This is a genomic window from Achromobacter sp. CSND-B12 (genome assembly GCF_052906545.1).
Genome location: NZ_JBREGJ010000001.1, coordinates 845,537 through 857,986, shown reverse-complemented (window position 1 = coordinate 857,986; position 12,450 = coordinate 845,537). Strand labels below are relative to the sequence as shown.

At 62.6% G+C, this 12,450-nt stretch carries 12 protein-coding genes; 5 read left to right on the top strand and 7 right to left on the bottom strand.

Going from position 1 to position 12,450, the window contains the following annotated elements; genetic code table 11:
* Window positions 1–10 precede the first annotated feature (10 nt).
* The 6 genes from ACUTAG_RS03790 to ACUTAG_RS03765 are packed head-to-tail and all read right to left on the bottom strand — an operon-like array spanning window position 11 to window position 5,247.
* On the bottom strand, window positions 11–949 hold the full coding sequence (locus ACUTAG_RS03790) for an SMP-30/gluconolactonase/LRE family protein (protein ID WP_148318631.1): 939 nt from the start codon (window positions 947–949) through the stop codon (window positions 11–13).
* Window positions 950–978: 29 nt separating this feature from the next.
* Entirely contained in the window at window positions 979–1,788 is an 810-nt protein-coding gene (locus ACUTAG_RS03785) for an amidohydrolase family protein (protein WP_047991302.1), read from the bottom strand.
* A 13-nt stretch (window positions 1,789–1,801) separates the two neighbouring features.
* The gene (locus ACUTAG_RS03780) at window positions 1,802–2,806 is read right to left on the bottom strand and encodes a Bug family tripartite tricarboxylate transporter substrate binding protein (protein ID WP_047991301.1); all 1,005 of its coding nucleotides are present in this window, start codon (window positions 2,804–2,806) and stop codon (window positions 1,802–1,804) included.
* A gap of 51 nt (window positions 2,807–2,857) precedes the next feature.
* The gene (locus tag ACUTAG_RS03775) at window positions 2,858–3,658 is read right to left on the bottom strand and encodes an SDR family NAD(P)-dependent oxidoreductase (protein ID WP_026382809.1); all 801 of its coding nucleotides are present in this window, start codon (window positions 3,656–3,658) and stop codon (window positions 2,858–2,860) included.
* A gap of 34 nt (window positions 3,659–3,692) precedes the next feature.
* The gene (locus tag ACUTAG_RS03770) at window positions 3,693–4,262 is read right to left on the bottom strand and encodes a carboxymuconolactone decarboxylase family protein (protein ID WP_148318633.1); all 570 of its coding nucleotides are present in this window, start codon (window positions 4,260–4,262) and stop codon (window positions 3,693–3,695) included.
* Window positions 4,263–4,275: 13 nt separating this feature from the next.
* A complete protein-coding gene (locus ACUTAG_RS03765; protein WP_148318635.1) occupies window positions 4,276–5,247 on the bottom strand; it encodes a tripartite tricarboxylate transporter substrate binding protein in 972 nt (323 codons plus the stop codon).
* Between the two features lie 154 nt (window positions 5,248–5,401).
* Here ACUTAG_RS03765 and ACUTAG_RS03760 point away from each other — a divergent pair, with 154 nt between their 5' ends.
* The 4 genes from ACUTAG_RS03760 to ACUTAG_RS03745 all read left to right on the top strand — a co-directional run bounded on the left by ACUTAG_RS03760 (window position 5,402) and on the right by ACUTAG_RS03745 (window position 10,362).
* The gene (locus ACUTAG_RS03760; RefSeq protein WP_026382806.1) at window positions 5,402–6,280 is read left to right on the top strand and encodes a LysR substrate-binding domain-containing protein; all 879 of its coding nucleotides are present in this window, start codon (window positions 5,402–5,404) and stop codon (window positions 6,278–6,280) included.
* A gap of 156 nt (window positions 6,281–6,436) precedes the next feature.
* Window positions 6,437–7,771, top strand: a complete 1,335-nt coding sequence (locus ACUTAG_RS03755) for an MmgE/PrpD family protein (protein WP_148318637.1) — start codon at window positions 6,437–6,439, stop codon at window positions 7,769–7,771.
* A 170-nt stretch (window positions 7,772–7,941) separates the two neighbouring features.
* Window positions 7,942–8,949 carry a Bug family tripartite tricarboxylate transporter substrate binding protein gene (locus tag ACUTAG_RS03750; protein ID WP_020928625.1) on the top strand — a complete coding sequence of 336 codons (1,008 nt, stop codon included), beginning with the start codon at window positions 7,942–7,944 and terminating at the stop codon, window positions 8,947–8,949.
* A gap of 12 nt (window positions 8,950–8,961) precedes the next feature.
* A complete protein-coding gene (locus tag ACUTAG_RS03745; protein ID WP_058664865.1) occupies window positions 8,962–10,362 on the top strand; it encodes an MmgE/PrpD family protein in 1,401 nt (466 codons plus the stop codon).
* Window positions 10,363–10,368: 6 nt separating this feature from the next.
* Here the strand turns inward: ACUTAG_RS03745 and ACUTAG_RS03740 are convergent, their stop codons facing one another.
* Window positions 10,369–11,253, bottom strand: coding sequence for a LysR family transcriptional regulator (locus ACUTAG_RS03740; protein WP_045953259.1), 885 nt, complete (start codon window positions 11,251–11,253; stop codon window positions 10,369–10,371).
* 122 nt (window positions 11,254–11,375) lie between these two features.
* Here ACUTAG_RS03740 and ACUTAG_RS03735 point away from each other — a divergent pair, with 122 nt between their 5' ends.
* Window positions 11,376–12,251, top strand: a complete 876-nt coding sequence (locus ACUTAG_RS03735; protein WP_223821449.1) for an alpha/beta fold hydrolase — start codon at window positions 11,376–11,378, stop codon at window positions 12,249–12,251.
* Window positions 12,252–12,450 lie beyond the last annotated feature (199 nt).

Sequence of the window (12,450 nt, the reverse complement as noted above, 5' to 3'; positions counted from 1 at the left end):
AGCCGGCAATTCAACCGCCGGGCGCTCCTTGGGTGTTGACGTATAAGGAGTAAATGGATGTGCATGACGCCATGAACAGGCGATTGCGGTGCGTGCCGCCGAAACACAGGTTTGCGCAGCGTTCGGGAAGGGCGATATGTCCGATGGCTTCGCCGTCGGGCGAGAAGATGCGCACGCCGTCGAGTTCTTCGGTGCCCATTCCCCAACCGCACCAGAGGTTGCCGTCGACATCGACGCGAAAGCCGTCGGGCGTTCCGGAACCGGCGTTCAACAGCACATCCGGCCGCGACAGCGTGACGCCGTCGTCCTGAACCTGAAACACCAGGATGTTGCGCGGGCGTGCGCGCGATTCGATGACATACAGCAGCTTTTCATCGGACGAGAACGCCAGTCCATTGGGACCATTCACGCCTTCGGCAGCAACGGTGAGTTCTCCCGATACACCGTCGATCCGGTAGATGTTTGCGGGCAGTTCCTGGCGGGCAGGTTCGCCTTGATAGTGACCGACGATGCCGAAGGGCGGGTCGGTGAACCAGATGGAGCCATCCGACTTGACCACGACATCGTTCGGTGAATTGAGCGGCCGGCCCGCGTGACTGTCTGCCAGCACGGTGATGCGTCCATCGTGCTCGGTGCGGGTCACGCGGCGGCTGCGGTGTTCGCAGGTGATCAGCCGGCCTTGGCGGTCGCGCGTGTTGCCGTTGGCGTGGTTGGATGGCGTGCGGTAGACGTGGACCGAATTGCTGATCTCATCCCAGCGCAGGATGCGGTCGTTGGGCACATCGCTCCACAGCAGATAGCGGCCATCTCCAGACCATACGGGGCCTTCGGCCCAGCGGCAGCCCGTTGCCAAGCGTTCCACGGCGGCGGACAGCAGGTGGTACTTCTCAAATTGGGGCGCCAGCGTTCGAATGGCGGGGTCGGGGTAGCGCTGAGAGGGTTCCCACATAGGGCCTCCACAAGAAGGGATGGATGAACTTAGCCGTAGAGCCGGCGGGGGTTGCCGTGCAGCACGGCATCCAGCACGGCAGGGTCTTCGCCGCAGGCGCGCCGCAGCAGGGCAAGCAGGTCGGGCAAGCGCGGTTGGGGGTAGCGGATATTGACGTGCGGCCAATCACTGCCCCAGATGGCGCGGGTGGGAGCGCCCTGGATCAGCGCCGACATCAGCGGCAGCGCGGCCTGGAAACCGTTCGCGCCATCCGTCACGCGGTCAGCCCCCGAGACCTTGATCCAGAGGTTGGGGTGATGCAGCAGTGCCAGCAGCGGCTGCCATTCCTGCGGGCGTGCGACGGGCGCGCGGGCCATGTGGTCGATGATGAGCGGTACGTCATACCGAAGCAGGGCGGGCACGGTGGCAAGCACATCGGCCATCTCTGCATGCACCAGCGCGTGCCAGCCATAGGGCTTGATGCGCGCCAGCAGCTCGCCCATACGCGAGACATCCGGCTTGCCGGCCAGATGTTTCATCATCCCCAGGCGTATGCCGCGCACGCCGTGCTGGTGCATGTGGGCGAGGTTTTCCTCGGACGTGTTTTCCGTGATGACGGCAATGCCGCGATACGCGCCGTGGCTGGCGGACAGTGCTGCCAGCAACGCGCGGTGGTCATCGCCATAAGGCGTGGCCTGGACGATGACACCGCGAGTGATGCCGGATTCGGCATGCAAGGCTTGTAGAGCATGGAACGGGGCTTCGTCGGGCACATAGGTGGGGCGCTCGGCAAGCGGGTATTCGTTCCAGGGGCCAAAGATGTGTGTATGGCAATCCCAGGGTTCGCGGGCCAGGGGCATGGGTGGGCTCGATTCAGTTTGAGGTGGCGCCGGTTTCTTTGATGATGGCGCTCCAGCGCCGGTATTCAGACGTGATCAAGTCGCCATACCGCGCGGGCGTGCCGGGCGTGGCTTCGGCGCCCTGCGCGTCCAGGCTGGCCTTGAGCGAGGGGTCGTTGACGGCATCGTTGACAGCCTGGTTCAGGCGCGCAGTCACATCGGTGGGCATGCCGGCTGGACCAACAATGCCTTGCCAGGTGCCGGAATCGAAGCCGGGGGCGACAGTCTCGGCCAGGGTGGGAACCTCCGGCAGTGCCGACACGCGTTTTGCCGTCGTGACGGCCAGCGCCTTCAACTTGCCTTCCTTCACGTAGGGCAGGAACGCGTTCAGGCTGCCGGACATCATGAATTCAATGCGGCCGGAAAGCAGGTCAGGAAGCGCCGCGGCATTGCCCTTGTAGGGCACATGCGCGAAGTCGGTTGCGGTCTGGCGGGCGAAAAGAATGCTGGTCAAATGATCGATGGTGCCGTTGCCGGAGGAACCCATGTTCAGCTTGCCAGGCTTTTCCTTGAGTAGCTTGACGAATTCCACAGCCGTATTGGCGGAGACTTCGGGGTTGACGATCAACACCAAGGGTACGTTCGCTACCGAGGCGACGGGGGTGAAGATCTTCCCCGGGTCGAGCTTGTCGTTGGCGAACAATGCCGGCGATATCGCAATGGACGAACTGTTGTAGAGCAACGTGTAGCCATCGGCGGGCGCGTTCGCGACCATTTCGGCGGCGATGTTGCCGCCCGCGCCGGGCTTGTTTTCTACCACGACCTGCTGGCCCAGGCCATCGCCCAGGCGCTTGGCGACCAGCCGCGCCAGCACGTCCGTCGGCCCACCCGGCGAGAACGCGACGATCAGCCGGATCGGCTTTTCGGGATAGGCGCCAGCCAGCGCGGGTGCGCCGCCACATGCCAACAGCGCCGCACCTGCTAGAGTGTGCAAGATGCGCCTGCGCTGGAACGAGAAGAACTGCGTCGAATCATGCATGATGTCTCCTGGGAGGCGCTTGGTGCGCCTCTCTCTATTCAATGGGCGATGTCAGTCGCAGCGCACGCTCATGCCGCCGTCGACGATGATCTCGGTTCCGGTAACGAACCGGGCTTCGTCGGAGGCAAGGAACAGCGCCGCATTTGCGGTGTCTGTGCCATCTCCCATGAAGCCCAGGGGAATGCGGGCCTGGCGCTCAGCCAGCAGGGCATCCACGTTGCCGCCTGCGCGCTGTCCGGCCAGCCGCGCTTCGACCATGGGGGTGTGCATCTGTCCCGGAACCACCGTATTCACGCGGATATTGTGCTTGGCGTATTCCACGGCGACGACGCGAGACAGCTGGATGATGCCGGCTTTGGCTGATGCGTAACCAACCTGCGCCGCTCCGGTCCAGCGGATGCCGGATGTGGACGCGGTGTTCACGATGGCCCCGCCGCCTTGGCCTTGCATGATGGGGATAACGTGTTTGCAGGCCAGGAATACGCTCTTCAGATTGAAGTCCATCTGCGCATCCCAGTCGGCTTCGGACAAGTCCACCGGCCCGCCGCGGCGCGACCCGCCGACGTTGTTGACCAGGATGTCGACGCGCCCATAGCGTTCGACGCAAGCCTGCACCATGGCGTGGACGTCGGCGCTGACCGTCGCGTCACCCGTCCAGGCGGTGATGTCTCCGCCCGCATCCTTGGCTCGCAGCAGCGTTTCCGCCATGGCGTCCGCGCTTTTGTCCACCGCGAAAACCTTGGCGCCTTCCTGCGCGAAGCGCACCGCCACGGCGCGTCCATTTCCCCAACCGGGGCCGACGCAGCCCGCGCCGGTGACGATCGCAACTTTTCCTTCCAGCCTCTTGCTCATGGTCCTCGCTCTATCTGTTGATGACATGCCGTGTTTAAGGAGTGACGCTGTCTGCGGCTTTCAGCTCGTGTGACTCGCCCTCGGGCGGGTCTATCTGAAAGACATTCAGCGTCATCGAAATCAGGGTGTAGTAACCGGCCAGCGCCACCAGGTCGATGACGCCGTGCTGGCCAAACATGGCTTCGGCGCGTGCGTAGACGTCGTCAGACACGCGGCGTTTCTCGTGCAGCTGCGTCAGGAACTCGTGGATCAAAGCTTCATCGGCTTCTGCAAACGGGATGGGCTTACCATCACGCAACGCGTCGATCACCGCCTCTGACACGCCCGCCTTGAGCGCGATTGCCTTATGCGCCCACCATTCGAATTCCGAGCCCCACCAGCGTGCGAGCACGAGAATTCCGAGTTCGGACAATCGGGGAGAGAGGGAGCTGTCGTAGCGGCAGAACTGGCCCAGCGCCTGCGCGGGTTCGGCCATGGATGGCCGGTGCAGCCATACCGCCAGCGGGCCGCGCACGCGGCCGCGCGGGCCGGAGGCGATGAGGTCGTAAATACGCTTCTGTTCGGGGGACATGTCCCGAACCTGCGGGGGGCTGACGCGTGCCATGCTTACTCCTGAATTATTCGGGCTTGATGCCCAGGTCCTGAACCACCTTGCCCCATTGGGAAATCTCGTTGCGGATCGTGGCGGTGAATTCGGCGGGCGTGCCGCCTGTCGGTTCGGCGCCATCGGCCAACAATTTCTCGCGGGCTTCCGGGGCCAGCAATGCGCGATTGACGGCGGCGTTGAGCTTCTCAACGATGGCGGCGGGCAGGTCCTTGGGGCCGATCAAGCCGTACCAGAGCGTGGCGTCGTAGCCAGGCAGACCGGATTCGGCGATTGTCGGCACATTGGGTAATGCGGCGATGCGGGTTGCGGTGGTGACGGCCAGCGCCTTCATCTTGCCGGAGGCAACATGTGGCAGCGCGCTGGCGGTAGCCGCGAAATAGAGTTGCACCTGGCCGGCCATCAGATCATTCTGTGCGTTGCCGCCGCCCTTGTAAGGGATGTGCGTCATCTCGACACCCGCCTTGCGGTTGAACATTTCATTGGCCAGATGGATGACGCTGCCTTGGCCCGAAGACGCATAGTTGATGGCGCCTGGATGCTTCTTGGCGTAGTCGATCAGTTCGGGCACGGTATTGGGGGCGAAGCCGGGGCTGGCTACTACCAGCAAGGGGCCGCGCGATACCTGCACGATGGGCGTAATGTCCGCGACCGGGTCGAACGTCATCCGGTACAGGCTGGGGTTTACCGTGTAGCTCGAGGAAATCAGGGTCAGTGTGTAGCCGTCCGCGGGCGCGTTGCGGCCCGTCTCCACGCCGATCATGCCACCGGCGCCAGGCCGATTCTCTACTACCACCGTCTGCTTCAGATCGGTCGTCAAGGCCTGGCCCAGGTATCGCGCCAACAGGTCGGCGCCACCGCCGGGGACGAACGTCACGATCAGGCGGATGGGGCGTTCGGGATAGTCGGCTTTCGCCCCCCCGCTAACCGCGGCCAGCACGCAAGTGCCAATTGCTGCAAACCATCGAGAATAGGGGCTGCGCATGAAAGTCTCCGATATGAATCTTGTTCTAGTGGGCGATTCTGCTTATTCTGTGTAATAGCCGTCCAATATGTTTTTCGGATGTCAGTAATTCTTCTTCGGAATTACTGAATTTGGCGGTCTCCTCCAAACTTTTCTATTTCTGACGCCCCGCGCTATGGATGTGAAGTCGATGCGCATGTTTCTTGCGCTTGCTGAAGAGCTCCACTACGGGCGCGCCGCCGCGCGCCTGTTCATTTCCCAGCCGCCGTTGACCAAGGCGATCCAGCAGTTGGAAGAGCGGCTGGGCGTCACGCTTTTTGACCGCAACAAACGCAGCGTCAAGCTGACGGTGGCCGGCACGGCGCTGGTCCAGGAAGCCCGCAGATTGTTGGCGCAGACCGAGCTTTCCATCCGCACGGTGCAGCGTGCCGAACGTGGCGATGCCGGGCGCCTGCGCATTGGCTTTGTGGCGGCGGTCTTGTTCATGGACATCAGGGAAGTGGTGCTGGGTTTGGAACGCGATCTTCCGGGTCTGGAAAGCGTGTGGGAAGAAATGGGGTCGTGGGAGCAGCTTCAGGCGCTGGAGCAGGACCGCATCGACATCGGTTTTGCCCAGGTTTCTCAGGGCGTGGGCGACATGAGGTCGATACCCGTGGGACGCGTCGGGCTGGTGATCGCGCTTGACGAAGGGCACCGGTTGGCGCGAAGCAGGCGCGTCAAGCTGCAAGAGTTGGCCGAAGATGCCTTCGTCGCCATTCCCCGGCACAGCGGGCCAAGCTTTCATGACCTGACAATCGCCGCTTGCATGGAGGCTGGGTTCAGCCCCAGGATCATGCATTACGCCAAGCACCTCGTGTCCGTGGTGAGCCTGGTGGCGATGGGGCGAGGCGTGTCGCTTGTGCCACGGTCATTCGCCCGCGCAGGCGTCCCGGGCGTGGTGTTCAAGGACATCGATGGCCTCGTGGTCGAAGCGGAATACTCGGCGGTATGGAATCCAGCCAATACCTTGCCGCTCCTGCCCCACGTTTTGAGTCTGTTGGGCGGCAAGCGCTAGCGCCTGTCTCCCGCGCCTTTCGCATCGTCTGGTACCTAATTTCATTAGATGGAATTTCCTCGTTGCGGCGGCCTCGCTGGCGGCCCTAGACTCGGCAGGGCTGGCCAGATGACCAGACACCTTTGAGAAAATCGAATGTCACGTGGAAGCTGCCGCATGCATGCCATAGAAGTTCTGAGCGCATTTGCCGACAAGATTCAACAGGAGCCTCTGCCCACAGAGGTCAGCCGGCACGCCAAGCGCGCCCTGATCGATTGGTATGCCGCAGCCTACCCCGGTGCGTCTGATCCTGCCGTGGGAATATTGCGTTCGTTGCTGCTAGACGAACCCGCCTGCGACGTGGCCGATTTGGTGGCGGGGGGGCAGGCGACGGCGCGCTCGGCGGCCCTCGTCCATGGGGCGGCCGCGCATGCCGCGGAACTGGACGACAGCTATCGGGACGCGATGTATCACCCCGGGGCCGCAACCATCGCTGCGGCGCTCGCGGCCTGCCAGGAACAGGGTCTGAGCGGGGAGCGGCTTTTGAAGGCCATCGTGACAGGTTATGAAGTGTCCACCCGTATCGGCGTGGTGCTGGGCCGCGCGCATTATCAGTACTGGCATAGCACCGGGACAGTGGGCGCGTTCGGCGCGGCCGCTGCAGCCGGTTCCGCCTACGGTCTGACCCAAGCGCAGTTTGCCCATGCCCTTGGCACCGCCGCCAGCTTTTCGGCGGGTTTGCAGCAAGCCTTTCGCACCGACTCCATGTCAAAACCCCTGCATGCTGCGCGGGCGGCAGAAGCCGGCGTGCTCGCCTCGAAGGCCGCATGGCGGGGGCTGACGGGGGCTTGGGACATGCTGGACGGAAAAGGGGGGCTGGGCCAAGCCATGAGCGATGGCCCCTCCTGGGATGGCGTGGGCGACACCTTGGGCAAGGACTTTCACATTACTCGGCTGACGTTCAAGAATCATGTGGGTTGCGGCCATACATTCGCGGCCATCGATGCCGCGCTCGCACTGCGCGCGGGCGAGGATTTCAACATCCGGGACGCCAGCCGAATCCATGTCCACACCTATCGTCCCGCGTTGGACATCGCTTGCCATGGCAAGCCCGCGAGCTCCAACGAGGCACGCTTCAGCCTGCGCTACGTCGTGGCGCACGCCTTGCTTCACGGCAGCGTCCGCTTGAACGCCTATGACGATGAACGTGTCCACGACCCTGTGCTCGGCGCGCTGATCGACCGTATCGACGTGCATGCGGATCCCGATATCGACGCCGCGTTCCCGGCGAATCGTTCCGCTCGGATCGAGATTGAATTCATGTCCGGGGAGCGGCGGACTCACGTCCAGGCGAATCGAAAGGGCGACCCGGAGGATCCGCTCAGCGACGCCGAGCTTGAGTCAAAGTTCATCGAGCTCGCGACCCCATGCCTGGGCGCCGCTGCGGCCAAGGAAAAGCTGGCGGATCTTTGGCGCATCGATCAGCGCGCTGACCTGCGCAACATGGCGTAGTCAGACATATAACTGTTGGTCGAAATCGATATTGGACTGTGTTGAAGCCGCAAAGATAGAGTGCTTGCAAGGACGCGACAGACCGTCCGCGCCATTCGCAGTCGGCACCCGCAACCGTGAGAGCGCGGTGTGCGCTGCGGATGAACTCTACATCCCTGGCTGGAGACAACATGAAGTCCAATCAACGTCGCGCGCTCCTGCGCGCAAGCCTGCCCTTGGCGGCACTGATCGCCTCTGGCGCGGCAGCCCTCCCCGCCACCGCATGGGCCGATACGACGTACCCGAAACAGAAGGCGATCACCCTGGTGGTGCCGTATACCCCAGGCGGATCCATCGATACGATGGCGCGTCTGGTGGCCGAACAATTGCAGGCCAGGCTGGGCCAGAGCATCATCGTCGAGAACCGCGCTGGCGCTTCGGGATTGATCGGCGCTGAATACGTTGCGCGCGCTGCACCCGATGGCTACACCTTGCTGTTCAACGCGTCGAGCCAGGTGGAAATGCCCTTGGTGATGGGACGCGCCACCTATGACGCAGAGAAGGACTTCACCGCCATCGCGCAGGTCGGATACGTGCCCTTGCTGGTGGTGACGCATCCCGGCATACCCGCCAAGGACTTGCGTGAATTCACGTCGCTGGTCAAAGGCGGGAAGAACAAATACACCTGGGCGACGTCCGGCTATGGCACGTCGGGCCATCTGGCTGAAGAACTCATCAAGCATGGACTGAAGCTGGACATGGACATCATCTCCTACAAGGGCGCGGCGCCGCAGCTCACGGATGTGATGGGCGGCCACGTGTCCGCCGCCGTGTCGCCCATGCCCGGCGTCTATCCCCACGTCAAATCCGGCAAGTTGCGGCCGCTGGCGGTAACCAGCGCTGAGCGTCTGCCGCAAATGCCAGATGTACCCACCGTCGCAGAGAGCGGTCTGCCGGGTTTCGAACTGCTGTCGTGGTACGGCGTGTGGGGGCCGGCAGGGATGCCCGAGCCGGTCGTGCAGCGCTTGGCGCAGGAAGTCGAGACGGTGAAAACCAATACCGCCTTGCAAGCCAGATTCCAGGAACTGTCGTTTGTCACCGTCCCGTCGACGCCGGCGGCCTTCGCAGAGGTGATTCGCAAAGATATCGAGAAGGTGAAAGGCATTGTCTCGGATGCGAACATTCGCGTGGCGTTTTAAGGAGAAGCAGTGATGACGACCACCACGAAGGCGCTTGCGCAATGGATTTCAGGTCTGCGGCGCGATGACGTGCCAGAGGGCGTGCGGCGCGCCTTGCGTCTGCTGGCCATGGATACGTTCGCGTGCGCAATGGTAGGAGGCGCGCAGCCGTGGACCCAGGCCATCCGGTCTTGGGCGCTGGCGCCGGGTTCCGGCTTGCAGGGGGTGTCGCGGATTTGGGGAGAGTCCACAGGACGACTGCGAGCGGCCGACGCCGCCATGGTGAACGGCGCGGCCGCCCATGCCTTTGAGTTGGATGACTTCCACAACGCCAAGGTACATCTGGGTGCAGTGGTTGTGCCAACGGTGTTTGCACTGGCTGAAAGCCACGACGCCACGCCCGAACGTGTCGAGACCGCACTGGCCGCGGGCTACGAGATCATCATCCGAAGTTCCCTGGCGCTTAAGCCCGCGCTGGCGCGGCTGCACGGTTGGCACTTGACCGCCGTGTGCGGTCCGTTGGGCGCTGCGGCGGCGGCTTCTGTAATGCTGGGGCTGGATGCCGAGCGTACCAGCTGGGCCTTGGGGCTGGCGGGAACGCAGTCGGGCGGACTGTTTGCGTTTACGGCAGACGGAGCGTCTTCAAAACGCTTTCACCCGGGGCGCGCTGCGCATGCCGGCGTGATGGCGGCGGAACTGGCGAGCCTGGGCTTGACCGGTCCTACCCAGCTGTTCGAGGCGGAAGACGGAGGATGGCTGCGCGCATTCTCGGAAGATCCGGACGAATCCGCGCTGACTGATCGCCTTGGCACGCATTGGCACGCTCCAGAGACAAATTTCAAGCCTTATGCGTGCTGCGGCAGCGTGCATGCGCATGTGGACGCCGCGATCGCGCTTCGGCCCCACTGGGCGCCGGGCGGCCGCGTGCGCGTGGGCATGCCCGAGGTGGTTCGGGTGCAGTGCGGTTACGACTATTTGCCCGGCAGTGCGCTGAATGCACAGATGAGCGGCCGATACAGTGTGGCGGTGGCGCTGCTGGACGGCGCGGCGCTGCCCGAGCAATTCGAGGCGGGCAGGATGCAGTCGGAGGATGTCATCAGGCTCGCTGGGCAGCTGGAGCTGATCCACGACAAAGACCTGGACGCGCTTTACCCGCGCAATTTTTGCGGTTGGGTCGAAGTGCAGTGTCTGGATGGCGAGTGGAAGCGGTACACGGTGTTGAATCCGTCGGGGTCAGCGGCCAACGCCTCGCGTGGCGAGGCGATAGAGGCCAAGACCGCTACCCTTTTGACACCGCTGTTGGGCTCGAACGGTGCGGCGAGATTGCGTGAATCGTTCAAGACGCTGGCCGAAACGCCAATCCGTGAACTGTTGGCCAACGCAACCGTTCACGACATGGCCGAGCCGGCGCCGCCCGCTCGCCACTGTGCCTAGGGACGCTCAGGAAATAGGGGGCTCAAGAATGCCGCGGACCACGTTGGCGACAACGTCCGAGGGGTTCTTGGGGTTCCAGATGGCGCAGATGCGGACGCGTTGCTGCACCTGGTCAAGCTTGCGGTAGACCACGCCAGGTACGGCGCTCTGCGCGAATGAACTGGGCACAAACGCGATGCCCAGCCCCAGGCTGACCATTTGGAAAATCGTCAGCGCGTGCCGCGCCGTATGCGCGATCTTGGGGCTGAAGCCCGCCTCGGCGCAAGCGGCGATGAAGCTGTCGAAGAGCGCGGGTGCATACTCGCGCGAGAACGCCACGAATGCCTGATCGCGCATTTCGCCCAACGGTATGTCCGTGCGTGCGGCGAAGGCGTGGCCGGAAGGAATGGCCAAGCTGAAAGGCTCGGTAAATATCGGTAGCGCAGCCAGCTCTTCAATGTGGGGCTGTTCGTGAATGATGCCGATATCGATCTTGTCCTGAAGCACCGCCCGAATCTGGTCTCGGGACCCCATATCGGTGACGGCCACATTCACTTTTGGAAACCGGGCCTGTAGCCGCCCCAGTATCTTTGGCATCACGTGAAACACGGCCGACGTCGCCATACCCAGCCGCAATTCCCCGATGTCGCCTTTTGCCGTTTTGAGCGTGGTGTCGACCGCAGCTTGCAGATGCGCAAGCACCGATCGGCTTTCGCGTAGGAACACCTTCCCTGCATCCGTCAATTTCACTTCGCGCCGCGTGCGCAGGAAGAGTACTACACCCATCTCTTCTTCTAGCGCCTTGATCTGCTGGGAAAGTGGCGGCTGCGACATGTGCAGCTTCGTCGCCGCGCGGCTGAAATTCAGTTCTTCCGCGACGGTAACGAAGTAACGAAGCTGGCGAATGTCCATTAGTCAGAGTTCCGATAACTGTTAGCTGAATTCAATATTGGATGGATGCTTGGCGAGCGCCTAGAGTGCTAAGCGCGGGTTCTTTTCAGAAGTGAAAATCTTAAATGCAATCAGGAGCGCGAATGGAATCGGTTGTCCAACAGTCTCGCATGGAACGAGAAGCCGAAGCAGATAAATCTGATGTTTGCGCAACAAGCGCATTCTTTGTCGAACGTGGGAATGGCGTTCGTATCGAGGTGTATGCGCAAGGGCAGGGGGATTTGCTTGTCATGCTGCCCTCGCTCGGTCGAGGCGCGGTGGATATGGAAGAGATTTCAACGCCTTTGGCCGCCGCGGGATACCGGGTGCTGCGGCCGGAGCCGCGCGGAAATGGACGCAGTGTGGGCCCGCTGGAAGACAAAACCTTGCACGATTGGGCGGAGGATATCGCCGCGGTCGTGGAAAGCCAGAACGCCGGTCCAGCATTCATCCTGGGCCATGCGCATGGGAATTGGATTGCAAGAACGCTGGCGTCTGACCGCCCGGACTTGGTGCGCGCGCTGTTGCTGCTGGCAGGTTCTGCTGGAAAGGTGCCCGAGGGCTTTGAGGGACTGCCGATCAGCCATGAAACACGGGCGGTTATTGAACGTTGTGGAGACACGTCGCTTCCCACGGACGTGCGTCTCAGGAGCCTGCAAGAAGTATTTTTTGCGCCGGGCAATGACGCCAGTGTATGGCTGACAGGATGGAACACGCGGCTATTGACCATGCAGACGCTCGCGCAAAAGCGTACGCCCGTGGACGATTTCTTTTCGGGCGGGGTCGCACCCATCCTGAACTTGCAGGCGCAATACGACGTGATCGCGCCGCAACGCTTCGCGCGGGTATTGAGCGATCGTCTGGGCGATCGGGTGACCAACGTCACGATTCCCAATGCCGCGCATGCGTTGCTGCCAGAGCAACCAGAGGCAGTGGTTGCTGTCGTATTGGACTACCTTAGCAAACATCGCTCGCGTTAACATGCTGGAGCGGAGCCAACACGTATGGACCGACTGCATAGGTGCGAGTTGACGAGGCCTAATCGCACGTCGAACAGCGACCGGAAGAAGGTCGCCTTCATGCAGCCGGCGGCTGATATTTTCCGGTGCACGACCGAGCTATTGCAAGTATCTCCAGTCAGCTCATCGCGCCGCGCTTGAACGCTCAATGGGGCACGTT

What these genes read in the sequence shown, in the direction of transcription:
- ACUTAG_RS03780 (WP_047991301.1), bottom strand. Translation starts at nt 2,806, where the DNA reads ATGCATGATTCGACGCAGTTCTTCTCGTTCCAGCGCAGGCGCATCTTG.
- ACUTAG_RS03750 (WP_020928625.1), top strand. Translation starts at nt 7,942, where the DNA reads ATGAAGTCCAATCAACGTCGCGCGCTCCTGCGCGCAAGCCTGCCCTTG.
- ACUTAG_RS03790 (WP_148318631.1), bottom strand. Translation starts at nt 949, where the DNA reads ATGTGGGAACCCTCTCAGCGCTACCCCGACCCCGCCATTCGAACGCTG.
- ACUTAG_RS03765 (WP_148318635.1), bottom strand. Translation starts at nt 5,247, where the DNA reads ATGCGCAGCCCCTATTCTCGATGGTTTGCAGCAATTGGCACTTGCGTG.
- ACUTAG_RS03755 (WP_148318637.1), top strand. Translation starts at nt 6,437, where the DNA reads ATGCATGCCATAGAAGTTCTGAGCGCATTTGCCGACAAGATTCAACAG.
- ACUTAG_RS03775 (WP_026382809.1), bottom strand. Translation starts at nt 3,658, where the DNA reads ATGAGCAAGAGGCTGGAAGGAAAAGTTGCGATCGTCACCGGCGCGGGC.
- ACUTAG_RS03770 (WP_148318633.1), bottom strand. Translation starts at nt 4,262, where the DNA reads ATGGCACGCGTCAGCCCCCCGCAGGTTCGGGACATGTCCCCCGAACAG.
- ACUTAG_RS03740 (WP_045953259.1), bottom strand. Translation starts at nt 11,253, where the DNA reads ATGGACATTCGCCAGCTTCGTTACTTCGTTACCGTCGCGGAAGAACTG.
- ACUTAG_RS03785 (WP_047991302.1), bottom strand. Translation starts at nt 1,788, where the DNA reads ATGCCCCTGGCCCGCGAACCCTGGGATTGCCATACACACATCTTTGGC.
- ACUTAG_RS03760 (WP_026382806.1), top strand. Translation starts at nt 5,402, where the DNA reads ATGGATGTGAAGTCGATGCGCATGTTTCTTGCGCTTGCTGAAGAGCTC.
- ACUTAG_RS03735 (WP_223821449.1), top strand. Translation starts at nt 11,376, where the DNA reads ATGGAATCGGTTGTCCAACAGTCTCGCATGGAACGAGAAGCCGAAGCA.
- ACUTAG_RS03745 (WP_058664865.1), top strand. Translation starts at nt 8,962, where the DNA reads ATGACGACCACCACGAAGGCGCTTGCGCAATGGATTTCAGGTCTGCGG.